Source organism: Mycolicibacter terrae (genome assembly GCF_010727125.1).
GTDB classification, from domain to species: Bacteria; Actinomycetota; Actinomycetes; order Mycobacteriales; family Mycobacteriaceae; genus Mycobacterium; species Mycobacterium terrae.
On sequence record NZ_AP022564.1, the window covers coordinates 2,412,740 to 2,424,922 of the forward strand.

Consider the following 12,183-nt stretch of genomic DNA (forward strand, 5'->3'; position numbering starts at 1 on the left):
CCTTAACTCTGCCGAGCGTGGCGGTCACCGGCAGAACCGGCGAACCGTTGCAACGCCTCTCGGCGGTGAAAAGTCTACGTTGTCACCCGGCGTCGGGACGAATGCCCCGATGAACAAGCCGACTCAGCCGGTCGGGTAGAGCCCATGATCTTTACGCAGGCCTTAGGCTGAGTTGGTGACCCGACCGGACGACGGCACTGCGTTTCCCGACCTGCACGACACCATCGTGGTGGCCGCATTCGAGGGCTGGAACGACGCCGGCGACGCCGCCAGCGATGCGGTGCAGCATCTGTCCAGCATCTGGGGGGCTCAGCTGATCGTCGACATCGACGACGAGGCCTACTACGACTACCAGGTGAATCGGCCGGTGATCCGCCAGCTCGACGGCGTCACCCGCGAGCTGGTGTGGCCGTCGATGCGAATTTCGCACTGCCGGCCGCCGGGCAGCGACCGCGACATCGTGCTGATGCACGGCGTGGAGCCCAACATGCGGTGGCGGACCTTCTGCGCGGAACTGCTGGCGGTCATCGAGCAGCTCGACGTCGACACCGTGGTGATCCTGGGTGCGCTGCTGGCCGACACCCCCCACACCCGTCCGGTGCCGGTGTCCGGGGCGGCGTACTCGGCGGAGTCGGCGAGCCGCTTCGGCCTGACCGAGACCCGCTACGAGGGCCCCACCGGGATCACCGGCGTATTCCAGGACGCGTGTGTGGCGGCCGGGATTCCGGCGGTGACGTTCTGGGCGGCGGTGCCGCACTACGTCTCGCAACCGCCCAATCCCAAGGCGACGGTCGCGCTGCTGCGTCGCGTCGAGGACGCCCTCGACGTCGAGGTGCCGCTGGGCGATCTGCCGGCCCAAGCCGAGGAGTGGGAGGAGGCGGTCACCGAGATGGCCAGCGAGGACGAAGAGATCGCCGACTACGTGATCTCGCTGGAGGAACGCGGCGACGCCGAGGTCGACATGACCGAGGCGCTGAACAAGATCGACGGCGACGCGCTGGCCGCCGAGTTCGAGCGCTATCTGCGCCGCCGCCGGCGCTGACTCACTTCTCGATGGAACCGGTGTAGCTGCTGGTGGAGCGGCCCAGCGCGGCGACCTCGGCGTCCATCCGGGGCACCGCCTCCGCGGCGACCTTGCGGACCGGCGCCTCACCCCACGGGCTGGACAACAGCGGCTTGAGCCAGCGGAACAGCCCCACCCAGCCCGGGCAGTACACCCGGGTACGGCGCTCTTCGATGCCCTTGACGAAGGCGTCGGCGCACTCCCCGACCGACGTGGTCTTGTTCATCGGCCACGGCAGCTTGGACAGCATCTCGTTGGCGCTCGGCAGGTCCTTCTTGGTGTCGCGGACCAGCGCGGTGTCGATCCAGGACATGTGCGCCGAGCCGACGGTCACTCCGAGGTGGGCCACCTCGAGGCGCAGCGTGTTGGCCAGGTGTTCCACCCCGGCCTTCGACGCGTCGTAGGGCAGCATTCCCGGGGCCGCGGCGAACGCCGCCAGCGAGGACACGATCAGCACGTAGCCGCGGCGGTCGATGACGGCGGGCAGGGTGGCCCGAACCGTGTTGAACACCCCGACCAGGTTGACGTCGATGACCTGCCGGAACGCCACGGGATCGACGCCGAGCACCGACCCGTAGCTGGCGATGCCGGCGTTGGCCACCACGGTGTCGATGCGCCCGAAGCGCTCGACGGCCGCATCGGCGGCAGCCTGCATGGCATCCAGGTCGCGCACGTCGGCGGCGACGGCCAGCACCCGGTCACCGCCGAGTTCGTCGGACAGCGCCGTGAGCTGGGCCTGGTCCAGGTCGGTCAGCACCAGCTTGGCGCCCTGGGTGTGCAGCCTCCGGGCCGCCTCGGCGCCGATACCGTGCGCGCCGCCGGTGATGAAGATGACTTGGGAGTGAATGGCAACCATGCGGCCAAAATACTCCCGGCGCAGCTCGGGGCGATAGCGCCTAGAGGGATATGCCCAGCAGTGCGTCGACCGCGGTGGCCACCAGCCTCGGCGCGGCGGTGTCGTGCCCGCCGTACTCGAGTGCGTCGGTAACCCAACCATCCAGGGCGGCAAGCGCTTTGACGGTGTCCAGATCATCGGCGAGATAGCGGCGCACCCGTGCGATGACGTCACCGGCGTCGGGCCCGGCCGGCAGCGTGGTCGCGGCACGCCAGCGGGTCAGCCGGGCCCCGGCCGCCTGCAGGATCTCGTCGTCCCAGAACCGGTCGCTGCGGTAGTGCCCGGACAGCAGGCCCAGCCGGATCGCCGCCGGGTCCACGCCCTGGGCACGCAGCTTCGAGACCAGCACCAGGTTGCCGCGGCTCTTGGACATCTTGTGACCGTCCCAGCCGATCATTCCGGCGTGCACGTAATGCCGGGCGAATCGGCGCTCCCCGGTGAGGGATTCGGCGTGGGCGGCGGAGAACTCGTGGTGCGGGAAGATCAGGTCGGATCCGCCGCCCTGGATGTCGAGGCCGGTGCCGATGCGGCTCAGGGCGATCGCGGTGCACTCGACGTGCCAGCCGGGCCGCCCGGCGCCGAACGGCGCGGGCCAGCTGGGTTCACCGGGCCGGGCGGCGCGCCACAGCAGGGCGTCCAGCGGATCGCTCTTGCCGTCCCGGTCCGGATCTCCGCCGCGCTCACCGAACAGCTCCAGCATGGTGGCGCGGTCGAAGCCGGACTCGTAGCCGAACTGATCGGTGGCGTCGGCGCGGAAGTAGACGTCGGGGTGCTCACCGTCGACGATGTAGGCCGATCCGGCGGCCAGGAACTTTTCCACCACTTCTACTACTTCGTCCACGGCCTCGGTGACCGCCACGTAGTGCTGCGGCGGCAGTATCCGCAGCGCGGCCATGTCCGCGCCGAAAAGCTCGACCTGATCGGCCGCCAGGCTCTGCCAGTCCACGCCGTCGCGGTCGGCGCGCTCGAGCAGCGGATCGTCGACGTCGGTGACGTTCTGCACGTAGTTCACCTGATGACCCGCGTCGAGCCAGAGCCGGTGAATCAGGTCGAAGACCAGGTAGGTGGCAGCGTGGCCGAGATGGGTGGCGTCGTAGGGGGTGATGCCGCAGACGTACATGGTGGCCGTCGGGCCCGGCGACACCGGGCGGACCTGCCGGTCGGCGGTGTCATACAGGCGCAGCGCCGGGCCGCGCCCGGGCAGGACCGGAACAGCCGGCGCGGACCACGATTGCATGCCCTCGACTGTAAGGCCGTCCGCTACAGGACTGTCCGCCGCATCGCGTCCAGCAATGTCGGCGCCACATCCGGCCGGCACATCAGCAGGTCGGGCAGGTACGGGTCGGGGCGGTTGTAACGCAGCGGCGACCCGTCCAGCCGGGACGCGTGCAGGCCGGCCGCCAGCACCACTCCGGCCGGTGCCGCCGAATCCCACTCCCACTGCCCGCCGGCGTGCAGGTAGGCGTCCACGTCACCGCGCACCACGGCCATCGCCTTGGCGCCCGCCGAGCCCATCAGCACCGGCTCGATCGGCAGGACGGCCCGGATGAGGCGCACCACCGAGGGCATCCGGGAGGCGCTGACCGCGACCCGGATGGGGTCCGGACTGGCCGGCTCGGCGCCCGAGGTGACGGTGTCGGTGCGGAAGACGACGTTGCCGCGGGCCGGCAGCGACACCGCGGCATCGGTGATGGCCCCGGCCCCGCCGGGCAGGCCGTCGCGCTGCCACAGCGCGATGTGCACCGCCCAGTCGTCACGACCGGGCGTGGTGAACTCGCGGGTGCCGTCGAGCGGGTCGATGATCCAGACCCGGTCGGAGCGCAGCCGGGCCAGATCGTCGGGGGATTCCTCGCTGAGCACGGCGTCATCGGGCCGCGTTTCCCGCAGCCGGTCGAGGATCAGGTCGTTGGCGCGCGCGTCCCCGGCGTCGCCGAGGCGCCACGGGTGACCGAACCCCACCTCGTCGCGGACCTCCAGCAACAGCTTTCCGGCCTCGACGGCCAGTTCGGCGGCCAGCGCCGCATCGGTCAGCGTCACCCTGGAAGTATCCCCGACCGCGCCGGGGCGCCCGACCGCGAGCCGGTCAGAACGCCGGCCAGGGTATCGGTCGATGGCTGTTCGGCACGGGCATCACCGGATGCTCCCGCAGGTCCCGGACGCGCCGGCGCAGGGCGTTGAGCTCGGCGGAGGTCAGATGCGGTTCCAGGGTGCCGGCCAGCGGACCGTCCAGCGCCTCGGCCAACCGCGACAGCGACTGCAACGTGTCGGCATCCATGTCCTTCAGGGACTTGCCGGCCCAGCCCCACAGCACGGTGCGCAACTTGTCCTGGGTGTGCAGGCTCACCCCGTGGTCCACCCCGTACACCGTTCCGTCGATGCCGCACAGAATGTGCCCACCCTTGCGGTCGGCGTTGTTGATCACCACGTCGAAGACCGCGATGCGGCGCAGCCGGGCGTCATCGGCGTGCACCAGGACGACCGGGTCACCGGCGTAGTCGTAGGCCCGCAGCACCGACAGGTAGCCGCGCGGGATCTTGCCGACCGGCACCAGATCCACCAGATCGGGTCCCGACGGCGCGTCGCCGCCGTCGCCGGGCTGGTCCACCCACAGCTGCACCATGCCGGGTCCGGTCGGGCCGTCTCGAATAATGGTGTAGGGCACCAGGTTCCAGCCCAGCTCGACCGAGATCAGGTGCGCGGCGAGCTCGCGACCGGCCAGGGTGCCGTCCGGGAAGTCCCACAGCGGCTGCTCGCCGGCGATCGGCTTGTACACGCAGTGGGTGCGGTGCTCCCCCAGCGTCGCCTCGCACAGGAAGGTGGCGTTGCTCGCCGAGCGGATGCGGCCCAGGACGTCCAGCTCCCCGGAGCGCAGCGCCTCCCGATCGTCAGAGGTCGGCGTCATCGGGCTCATCGTCGGGCCCGAAGGCGCCCCGCCGATAGCCGTTGGTGCGGACGCAGATGTGGCCGGCCGGATCCAGCGGCTCGTCGCACAGCGGGCAGGGCGGGCGGCCCGCCGAGATGACCCGGTTGGACCGGGTGGCGAACTGCCGCGCCGACTCCGGGGTCAGGAACACCCGCACTGCGTCCGGGCCCTCGTCGGTGTCGTCGAGCACCACCGACGCATCGAATTCGGTGTCGCTGACCGCGAGCAGTTCGACCACCACAGTCTGCGCCTCGGAGTCCCAACCCAATCCCATGGTTCCGACCCGGAATTCGGCGTCCACCGGTGTCACCAGGGGGTTCAGGTCGTCGATCTCGGCCGGTTCCGGCGGTACCGGCGTACCGAATCGACGGTTGACCTCCAGCAACAGCGCGCCGATCCGCTCAGCGAGCACCGCGACCTGTTGCTTTTCCAGCACCACCGAGACCACCCGCTCGTCGTGCACCGCCTGCAGGTAGAAGGTGCGATTCCCGGGTTGGCCGACGGTCCCGGCCACGAAGCGGTCGGGCGTGCGGAAGACGTGGATTGCTCGAGACATGGCATCTCCAAAATACCGGCAGTCGGCAACCGCACCGGTATCCGCGTCGGCTAGGTGGTGGACCCACCGACCACGGCGTCGCTCGACGAGCCGTCCGCGGGTGGCGAATCCTTGACCGCGGCGGCCAGCGAGGCGCCGGTGTGGTTGAGGTGGATGACGAACGGGCGCAACGGCGTGTAGCGGATCACGCTCGCCGACGCCGGGTCGGCGGTGATGCGCTGGAAACCGTCCAGGTGCACACCGAGTGCGTCGGCGATCACGGCCTTGATGACATCGCCATGGGTGCACGCCAACCACAGCACGTCGGCTCCGTGCTGCTGCGCCAGCCGCCGGTCGTGGTCCCGCACAGCGGTGACCGCACGAGCCTGCACCTGCGCCAGTCCTTCGCCCTCGGGGAAGATCGCCGCGCTGGGCTGAGCCTGCACCACCCGCCACAGCGGTTCCGACGTCAGCTCGGTGATCTTGCGCCCGGTCCAGGTCCCGTAGTCGACCTCGGCGAGCCGGTCGTCGATCACCGGTTGCAGCCCGAGCGCGGCGGCCAGCGGTTCGAGGGTGCTGCGGCAGCGCAGCAGCGGTGAGCGCACCAGGGCCTTGATCGGCAGGCCGTCGAGCCGGTCGACGAGCTGTGCCGCCTGCTCCCGCCCCCGGTCGTCGAGCTCGATGCCTTCGGTTCGCCCTGCCAGCACCCCGCCGGTGTTCGCGGTGGACCGGCCGTGCCGCAGCAGGATGACGGTCATGGCCGGCCCGCCAGCACGCCGGTGGCCAGCAGGACCAGGATCGTCGTCCCTGCCAGCACCCGATACCCGACGAACCAGTACATGCTGTGGGTGACCAGGAACTTCAGGAACCACGCCACCGCCGCCCAGCCCACCGCGAAGGCGATCAGGGTGGCCACCACCAGTTGCGGCCCGGCGGCGCTCATCCCGGCGCCGGCCGGGTGAAACGCGTCGGGCAGGGAGAACAGCCCGGAGGCGAACACCGCCGGGATGGCCAGCAGGAATCCGAAGCGGGCGGCCAGCTCCCGGTCCAGTCCGGCGAACAGCCCGGCGCTGATGGTCGCGCCGGACCGCGACACGCCGGGCACCAGCGCAAGGGTCTGTGCCGAGCCCACCAGGACAGCGTCGCGCCAGGTCAGCTGCTTGGCGTGGCGGGTCTGCCGGCCGAGGTACTCGGCGGCGGCGATCACCGCCGAGAACACCACCAGCGCGGTGGCCACCACCCACAGGTTGCGGACCCCGGAGCGGATCTGGTCGGTGAACACCAGGCCCAGCACACAGATCGGGATGGTGCCGATGATGACGTACCAGCCCATCCGGTAGTCGGCTTCGCGGTCGGCGGCCAGCCGTGTCCCGGTCAGCGCCGACGCCACCCCGGACAGCCAGGCCGTGGCGATCCTGGCGATGTCCTTGGCGAAATAGACCAGCACGGCCACCTCGGTGCCGAGCTGGGTCACCGCGGTGAACGAGGCTCCCGCGTCACCGGCGAAGAACAGCCGTGACACCAGCGCCAGGTGCCCCGAGGACGAGACCGGCAGAAACTCGGTGAGCCCCTGGACGATCGCCAGGACGATGACCTGGGGCCATGACATCGCGGGCTCCAGCACCGGCACGACCTCAGACACGCCAAAGACCGTACCGTGGGCCTCCCCCCAGCACCGATCGCGGGAGTGGCGCGAGCCGGTGGACCGGCGCACACTGAATTCACCGCTGCCGTCGTCACCGGCAGTGAACCCCGGGGGCGGTTCTGTCGTATTCCCCACCGGAAGGTTGGTGATGGAGATTCCGGAAGTCGGCGCCATGCGGACGCTCTATGACCAACACGCTGCCGCCCTGGCCCGCTATGCCCTCCGGCTGACCGGTGACCGCTCCCGGGCCGAGGACGTGGTCCAAGAGACGCTGCTGCGTGCCTGGCAGCATCCCGAGGTCGTCGACGACGCCTCCCGGTCGGCGCGGGCCTGGCTGTTCACCGTCGCGCGCAACATCGTCATCGACGAATACCGCAGCAAGAGGTTCCGCTCCGAAAAGCTCTCGACCAACGGCGACGGGCCGCCGGAACGGCCCGGCCCGGACGACCTCGGCATGGCGCTGGACCGGATGCTGATCACCGACGCGATGGCCGCGCTGTCCGCAGACCATCGTGCCGTGCTGCGGCGTTCCTACTATCAGGGCTGGAGCACCGCCCAGATCGCCACCGACCTCGGGATCGCCGAAGGCACCGTGAAATCGCGACTGCACTACGCCCTGCACGCACTGCGCAATTCGCTGGACGAGATGGGAGTGACGCGATGACGGGCCACTTCGACCCGGGACCGATCAACGGCAACGGCAACAGCAACGGTCACGGTCACCCCTATACGACCTGGGACGCCGCCTACGTGCTGGGATCGCTGTCCAACGCGGACCGTCACGAATTCGAGGCACACCTGGACCGCTGCTCGTCGTGCCGGGGCGCGGTCACCGAACTGGCCCCGCTGCCCCGGCTGCTCTCGCTGCTGTCCCGCGACGAGGTGACCGCCCTAGATGCGAGCCCGGCACTGTGCCCGGCGCCCGGTGGCGTCCGATCGCTGCCCGCGGCGGCTCCACCGGTGGAGACGGTCATGCCGCTCTTCCGGACCGGCAATTACGCTCCGGTGGCCGATGAATCGACCGCTTTCGACCTCCCCGTGGACGGGGTCATCCCTGCCGAACTGAACGGGTGGTACCTGCGCAACGGCCCGAATCCGCGAACCGCCGGCGGCCACTGGTGCATCGGCGACGGCATGGTGCACGGGATCCGGCTGATCCACGGCCGCGCGGCCTGGTATCGCAACCGCTGGGTGCATACCGACAGCTTCGAGCATCCGTCACCGCTGTACGGCGCCGACGGACGCCGCAACCTGCGCTCCAGCGTCGCCAACACCCACGTGGTGCGCCACGCCGGGAAGACCCTGGCGCTGATGGAGACGTCGCTGCCGTACCAGATCACCAACGACCTCGAGACGTTGGGCGCCTACGATTTCGGCGGCAAGCTGGCCGACGCGATGAACGCCCACCCCAAGATCTGCCCCGACACCGGTGAGCTGCACTTCTTCGGGTACGGCAGCCTGGTGCAACCGCACGTCACCTACCACCGTGCCGACGCCGGCGGTGAGCTGACCCTCAGCCGGCCCATCGACGTTCCGGCGCTCACCCTGATGCACGACTTCGCGCTCACCGGCGAGCACATCGTGTTCCTGGACCTGCCCATGCTGTTCGACCTGGATCTGGCTGTGACCATGGCCGACAACCCGGATCTGCCCTACCGGTGGGACGACTCCTATGGAGCCCGACTGGGCGTCCTGCGCCGCGACGACCCGTTCGGGGAACTGCGCTGGTTCGACATCGACCCGTGCTATGTCTTCCACATCGTCAACGCCTACGACGTCGCGTCGCCGGCAGGCGATTCGATTGTGCTGCAGGTGATCCGATACCCGGAGCTGTGGCGCGACGACAGCGCGTTCGATGCCTACGCGGCGCTGTGGCGCTGGACGATCGATCTGCGAACAGGCACCGTCGAGCAGGTTCAGCTCGATGACCGCGGCGTGGAGTTCCCGCGGATCGACGAGAGGCGATCCGGTCGCCCGGCCCGCTACGCCGTCACCGTCGGCACCAACGCCCTGGTGCGCTACGACCTGCGCGACGGCACCGCCGAGGAGCACCGGTTCGGCGCCGAGGGCCTGCGCGGCACCGCCGACGAGGCGGTCTTCGTCCCGGCGGACGGCCGGTCCGACGACGAATTGGCCGGTTGGTACCTGAGCTACGTCTACGACCCGTCCCGCGACGCCAGCGACCTGGTGATCATCGACGCCGCCGATTTCACCGGCGAGCCGGTGGCCCGCGTCCGGATGCCGCGGCGGGTGCCGCACGGGTTCCACGGCAACTGGCTCACCGCCTGATCGGGCGGCGGTGAACCAGCCGGGGTGGTCTTTCGTGTCATCACCGGGAGGTAAATCGCATGCCTATTGCGGCCGGCACGGTCACCGCCACGGTGAACACCAGAGACGCCCAGATCACGGCGCTCTATGACGAGCACGCGGCGGCCCTGCGGCGTTATGCCCTGCGCTTGACCGGCGACCGGGGCCGCGCCGAAGACGTGGTCCAGGAGACGCTGCTGCGGGCCTGGACACACCTGGAGATCACCGGTAACACGGCCCGTGCCTGGCTGTTCACCGTCGCCCGCCATCTGATCATCGACCAGAGCCGCAGTTCCCGGGCGCGCCATGAGGTCGGCTCGCTCGAGGACGCACCCGAGCCCGCCGGCCCCGATGAGGTCAACGCGACCCTGGATCGGATGCTGATCGCCAAGGCGTTCGGGCGACTGTCCCCCGAGCATCGCGAGGTGGTTCGCCGGTCGTACTACTGCGGCTGCACCACCGCGCGCATTGCCGCCGATCTCGGGATCGCCGAGGGTACCGTTAAGTCGCGGCTGCACTACGCCGTACGCGCGCTGCGGATCGCATTACAAGAGATGGGGGTGACCCGATGACACAGCGATGGGGTCACACCACGCCGGATGGGCGCGGTGAGCCCGGTGACGCACCGGACATCGGACATGCCTACGCCATGTGGGATGCCGCCTACGTGTTGGGGTCGCTGTCGGCGACCGACCGGGAGGCGTTCGAGGGGCACCTGAGTGGGTGCCCGTGGTGCCAGGGCGCGGTCGCCGATCTCGAGGAGATGCCGGCACTGTTGTCCCACCTCGACTTCGAGGACCTGGCGTTGCTCGATGCGGACTGCGACGAGGATCCGATACCGGCGCTGCCGGCGCCGCGCCCCCGGTTCCGGCCACGGCTGTCGTGGCTGGGATCCGCGGCCGCGGCCGCCGTACTGGCCACCGGCGTGTTCGTCGGTGTCGCCACTCAGTCGCCACCGCCGCCGAAAGTCGCGGCGATGCCGATGGTCCAGGTCAACACCGCACTGCTGGCGTCGACCGTCGCGCTCAGCGACCAGGACTGGGGCACGCTGATCGAGCTGCGCTGCGTCTGCCTTGCCGACAGCAGCGCCCCGCATGATCTGCTGGCGATGGTCGTCGTGGGCCGCGATGGCAGCCGCAACCGCCTGGCCAGCTGGGTGGCGAACCCCGGACATACGGCTACGCCCACCGGTAGCACCTCGATGTCGGCCGATCAGATCGCGTCGGTGCAGGTGGTGTCGGCGGACAGCGGCGAGGTGCTGTTGCAGCGCACGCTGTGATCCTTACCCGGGTACCGGGTCAGCGCGCCAGGCTGTGCACCATGCCGCCGAACACGGCGGGCAGGGCCGCGCAGGCCGGCACGATGGCTCGCCGGGCGGCGCGCGGTGAACTGGCCAGCACCAGTGTGCGGGTCAGCAGGCGGTAGTGGCGGGTGATCCGATGCCACGCCTGCTCGTAGGAGGCCGGGTTGTCGTCGACGATCGCGGCCACGGCCGCGGCGGCTTGTTTGACGGCCAGGCTGATGCCTTCGCCGGTCAACGCGTCCTCGTACCCGGCGGCGTCACCCACCAGCAGCACCCGCCCGGCGACCCGACGCGAAACGACCTGTCGCAGTGGGCCGCAGCCCCGGGCCGGACCCCGGCCGCAGTCCTGCAAATGGCGGGCCAGCCAGGGGAACCAGGCCAGGTCGGGGCGGCGTGAGGACAAGATCGCCACGCCCACCAGATCCGGTTGCACCGGCGTGACGTAGGCCTCGCCCCAGCGGGACCAGTGCACCTCGACGAACTCCGACCATGCCGGCACCGTGTAATGCCGGCGCACCCCGTAGCGCCGGGGGGCCCCGGCCACTGCCGGGATCCCGACCGCACGGCGCACCGTGGAGTGCAGCCCGTCGGCGCCGATGAGCCACCGCGCCCGGATTCCCGCTGCCGTCACCCCGTGGCGGTCCTGTTCGACGCTCGAGACCTTCGTGGTAACCCATTGGGCGCCTTGTTCTTCTGCGCGTGCGGTGAGCGCGGCCTGCAATGTGGTGCGGCGCACCCCCTGCCCGAGCGGACCGGAGAACCGCGCTTCGGCACGGTGCCGCTCACCCACGTAGGCGATCCCGGCCAGCGGCATCCCGGCCGGGTCGACCCCGATCGCGGCCAGTTCGGCCACCCCGCCGGGCATCAGTCCCTCCCCGCAGGCCTTGTCGATCGGGTCGGCGCGCGGCTCGGCCACGATCACCGAAAGTCCCTGCCGGCGAGCGCACAACGCGGCGGCCAGACCGCCGGGGCCGCCGCCGGCGACCAGGAGGTCGGCGTCGAAGGTCGTCATGCATACCCCAGCGCGGTGTTCTCCACCCGGATCCGCACCACCAGCAGCACTGCGTTGGCCACGCCGAAACCCACGGCGGTCATCCAGGCGGAGTGCACCAGTGGCAGAGCCAGTCCTTCGGCGATCACGGCCACATAGTTGGGGTGATGCAACCACCGGTAGGGGCCGGCCCGTACCAGGTCCGCCTGCGGGATCACGATCACCCGGGTGTTCCATCGCGGGCCCAGCGTGCCGATGCACCACCAGCGCAACGCCTGGCTCGCCACCACCACCGCCAGCATCGGCCAGCCCAGCCTCGGGATGAAGGCGCGTGGGGCCGCCCACACCTCGATCAGACAGCCGGCCAGAAGCGCCGCATGCAGCACCACCATCACCGGGTAGTGGCCGCGCCCGAACTCCGCACCGCCGTGCGCAAAGGCCCAGGCGGCGTTGCGCCGCGACACCACCAGTTCCACCAACCGTTCGATGCCGACCACGACGATCAACAGGGTGTACATGGG

The 12,183-nt window shown here is 70.2% G+C and carries 14 protein-coding genes; 5 read left to right on the forward strand and 9 right to left on the reverse strand.

What is annotated here, in order from left to right; all coding sequences use genetic code 11:
* Window positions 1-175: 175 nt before the first annotated feature.
* Complete coding sequence (locus G6N23_RS11595) at window positions 176-1,042, forward strand: PAC2 family protein (RefSeq protein WP_085262698.1); 867 nt, start codon at window positions 176-178, stop codon at window positions 1,040-1,042.
* Between the two features lies 1 nt (window position 1,043).
* Here the strand turns inward: G6N23_RS11595 and G6N23_RS11600 are convergent, their stop codons facing one another.
* From G6N23_RS11600 to G6N23_RS11630, 7 genes are read right to left on the reverse strand one after another with little or no spacing between them, the layout of a single operon-like run.
* Window positions 1,044-1,919, reverse strand: coding sequence for an SDR family oxidoreductase (locus tag G6N23_RS11600; RefSeq protein WP_085262699.1), 876 nt, complete (start codon window positions 1,917-1,919; stop codon window positions 1,044-1,046).
* Between the two features lie 40 nt (window positions 1,920-1,959).
* On the reverse strand, window positions 1,960-3,195 hold the full coding sequence (gene mshC, locus G6N23_RS11605; RefSeq protein ID WP_085262700.1) for a cysteine--1-D-myo-inosityl 2-amino-2-deoxy-alpha-D-glucopyranoside ligase: 1,236 nt from the start codon (window positions 3,193-3,195) through the stop codon (window positions 1,960-1,962).
* Between the two features lie 23 nt (window positions 3,196-3,218).
* A complete protein-coding gene (locus G6N23_RS11610; protein ID WP_085262701.1) occupies window positions 3,219-3,995 on the reverse strand; it encodes a 3'(2'),5'-bisphosphate nucleotidase CysQ in 777 nt (258 codons plus the stop codon).
* 46 nt (window positions 3,996-4,041) lie between these two features.
* On the reverse strand, window positions 4,042-4,860 hold the full coding sequence (locus G6N23_RS11615) for an Rv2133c family protein (protein ID WP_085262702.1): 819 nt from the start codon (window positions 4,858-4,860) through the stop codon (window positions 4,042-4,044).
* On the reverse strand, window positions 4,844-5,437 hold the full coding sequence (locus tag G6N23_RS11620) for an Rv2134c family protein (RefSeq protein WP_085262703.1): 594 nt from the start codon (window positions 5,435-5,437) through the stop codon (window positions 4,844-4,846). Before G6N23_RS11620 ends, G6N23_RS11615 begins: the two co-directional genes overlap by 17 nt.
* A 50-nt stretch (window positions 5,438-5,487) precedes the next feature.
* Entirely contained in the window at window positions 5,488-6,174 is a 687-nt protein-coding gene (locus G6N23_RS11625) for a histidine phosphatase family protein (RefSeq protein WP_085262704.1), read from the reverse strand.
* Entirely contained in the window at window positions 6,171-7,025 is an 855-nt protein-coding gene (locus G6N23_RS11630) for an undecaprenyl-diphosphate phosphatase (RefSeq protein ID WP_085262777.1), read from the reverse strand. The genes G6N23_RS11625 and G6N23_RS11630 overlap by 4 nt, the downstream gene beginning before the upstream one ends.
* Before the next feature lie 184 nt (window positions 7,026-7,209).
* On the opposite strand from G6N23_RS11630, the gene G6N23_RS11635 reads away from it, so the two are divergent.
* Genes G6N23_RS11635 through G6N23_RS11650 form a run of 4 tightly spaced genes read left to right on the forward strand, consistent with a single transcriptional unit; the run spans window position 7,210 to window position 10,647 of the window.
* The gene (locus G6N23_RS11635) at window positions 7,210-7,725 is read left to right on the forward strand and encodes a sigma-70 family RNA polymerase sigma factor (RefSeq protein WP_095173839.1); all 516 of its coding nucleotides are present in this window, start codon (window positions 7,210-7,212) and stop codon (window positions 7,723-7,725) included.
* Entirely contained in the window at window positions 7,722-9,350 is a 1,629-nt protein-coding gene (locus tag G6N23_RS11640; RefSeq protein ID WP_085262705.1) for a carotenoid oxygenase family protein, read from the forward strand. Before G6N23_RS11635 ends, G6N23_RS11640 begins: the two co-directional genes overlap by 4 nt.
* A 59-nt stretch (window positions 9,351-9,409) precedes the next feature.
* Window positions 9,410-9,940 (forward strand): sigma-70 family RNA polymerase sigma factor, encoded by a 531-nt coding sequence (locus tag G6N23_RS11645; protein WP_085262706.1) that lies wholly within the window; start codon window positions 9,410-9,412, stop codon window positions 9,938-9,940.
* Window positions 9,937-10,647 (forward strand): anti-sigma factor family protein, encoded by a 711-nt coding sequence (locus tag G6N23_RS11650; RefSeq protein WP_085262707.1) that lies wholly within the window; start codon window positions 9,937-9,939, stop codon window positions 10,645-10,647. Before G6N23_RS11645 ends, G6N23_RS11650 begins: the two co-directional genes overlap by 4 nt.
* 19 nt (window positions 10,648-10,666) lie before the next feature.
* Here G6N23_RS11650 and G6N23_RS11655 read toward each other — a convergent pair whose 3' ends face one another.
* Together G6N23_RS11655 and G6N23_RS11660 are read right to left on the reverse strand one after the other, a co-directional pair.
* Window positions 10,667-11,683: an NAD(P)/FAD-dependent oxidoreductase gene (locus G6N23_RS11655; protein ID WP_085262708.1), complete on the reverse strand. Its 1,017-nt coding sequence runs from the start codon at window positions 11,681-11,683 to the stop codon at window positions 10,667-10,669.
* The gene (locus tag G6N23_RS11660) at window positions 11,680-12,180 is read right to left on the reverse strand and encodes an isoprenylcysteine carboxyl methyltransferase family protein (protein ID WP_085262709.1); all 501 of its coding nucleotides are present in this window, start codon (window positions 12,178-12,180) and stop codon (window positions 11,680-11,682) included. Before G6N23_RS11660 ends, G6N23_RS11655 begins: the two co-directional genes overlap by 4 nt.
* Window positions 12,181-12,183: the final 3 nt, after the last annotated feature.

Coding starts and splice junctions, on each gene's coding strand:
- G6N23_RS11600 (WP_085262699.1), bottom strand. CDS start 1,919: ATGGTTGCCATTCACTCCCAAGTCATCTTCATCACCGGCGGCGCGCAC.
- mshC (WP_085262700.1), bottom strand. CDS start 3,195: ATGCAATCGTGGTCCGCGCCGGCTGTTCCGGTCCTGCCCGGGCGCGGC.
- G6N23_RS11615 (WP_085262702.1), bottom strand. CDS start 4,860: ATGACGCCGACCTCTGACGATCGGGAGGCGCTGCGCTCCGGGGAGCTG.
- G6N23_RS11620 (WP_085262703.1), bottom strand. CDS start 5,437: ATGTCTCGAGCAATCCACGTCTTCCGCACGCCCGACCGCTTCGTGGCC.
- G6N23_RS11625 (WP_085262704.1), bottom strand. CDS start 6,174: ATGACCGTCATCCTGCTGCGGCACGGCCGGTCCACCGCGAACACCGGC.
- G6N23_RS11630 (WP_085262777.1), bottom strand. CDS start 7,025: ATGTCATGGCCCCAGGTCATCGTCCTGGCGATCGTCCAGGGGCTCACC.
- G6N23_RS11635 (WP_095173839.1), top strand. CDS start 7,210: ATGGAGATTCCGGAAGTCGGCGCCATGCGGACGCTCTATGACCAACAC.
- G6N23_RS11640 (WP_085262705.1), top strand. CDS start 7,722: ATGACGGGCCACTTCGACCCGGGACCGATCAACGGCAACGGCAACAGC.
- G6N23_RS11645 (WP_085262706.1), top strand. CDS start 9,410: ATGCCTATTGCGGCCGGCACGGTCACCGCCACGGTGAACACCAGAGAC.
- G6N23_RS11650 (WP_085262707.1), top strand. CDS start 9,937: ATGACACAGCGATGGGGTCACACCACGCCGGATGGGCGCGGTGAGCCC.
- G6N23_RS11655 (WP_085262708.1), bottom strand. CDS start 11,683: ATGACGACCTTCGACGCCGACCTCCTGGTCGCCGGCGGCGGCCCCGGC.
- G6N23_RS11660 (WP_085262709.1), bottom strand. CDS start 12,180: ATGTACACCCTGTTGATCGTCGTGGTCGGCATCGAACGGTTGGTGGAA.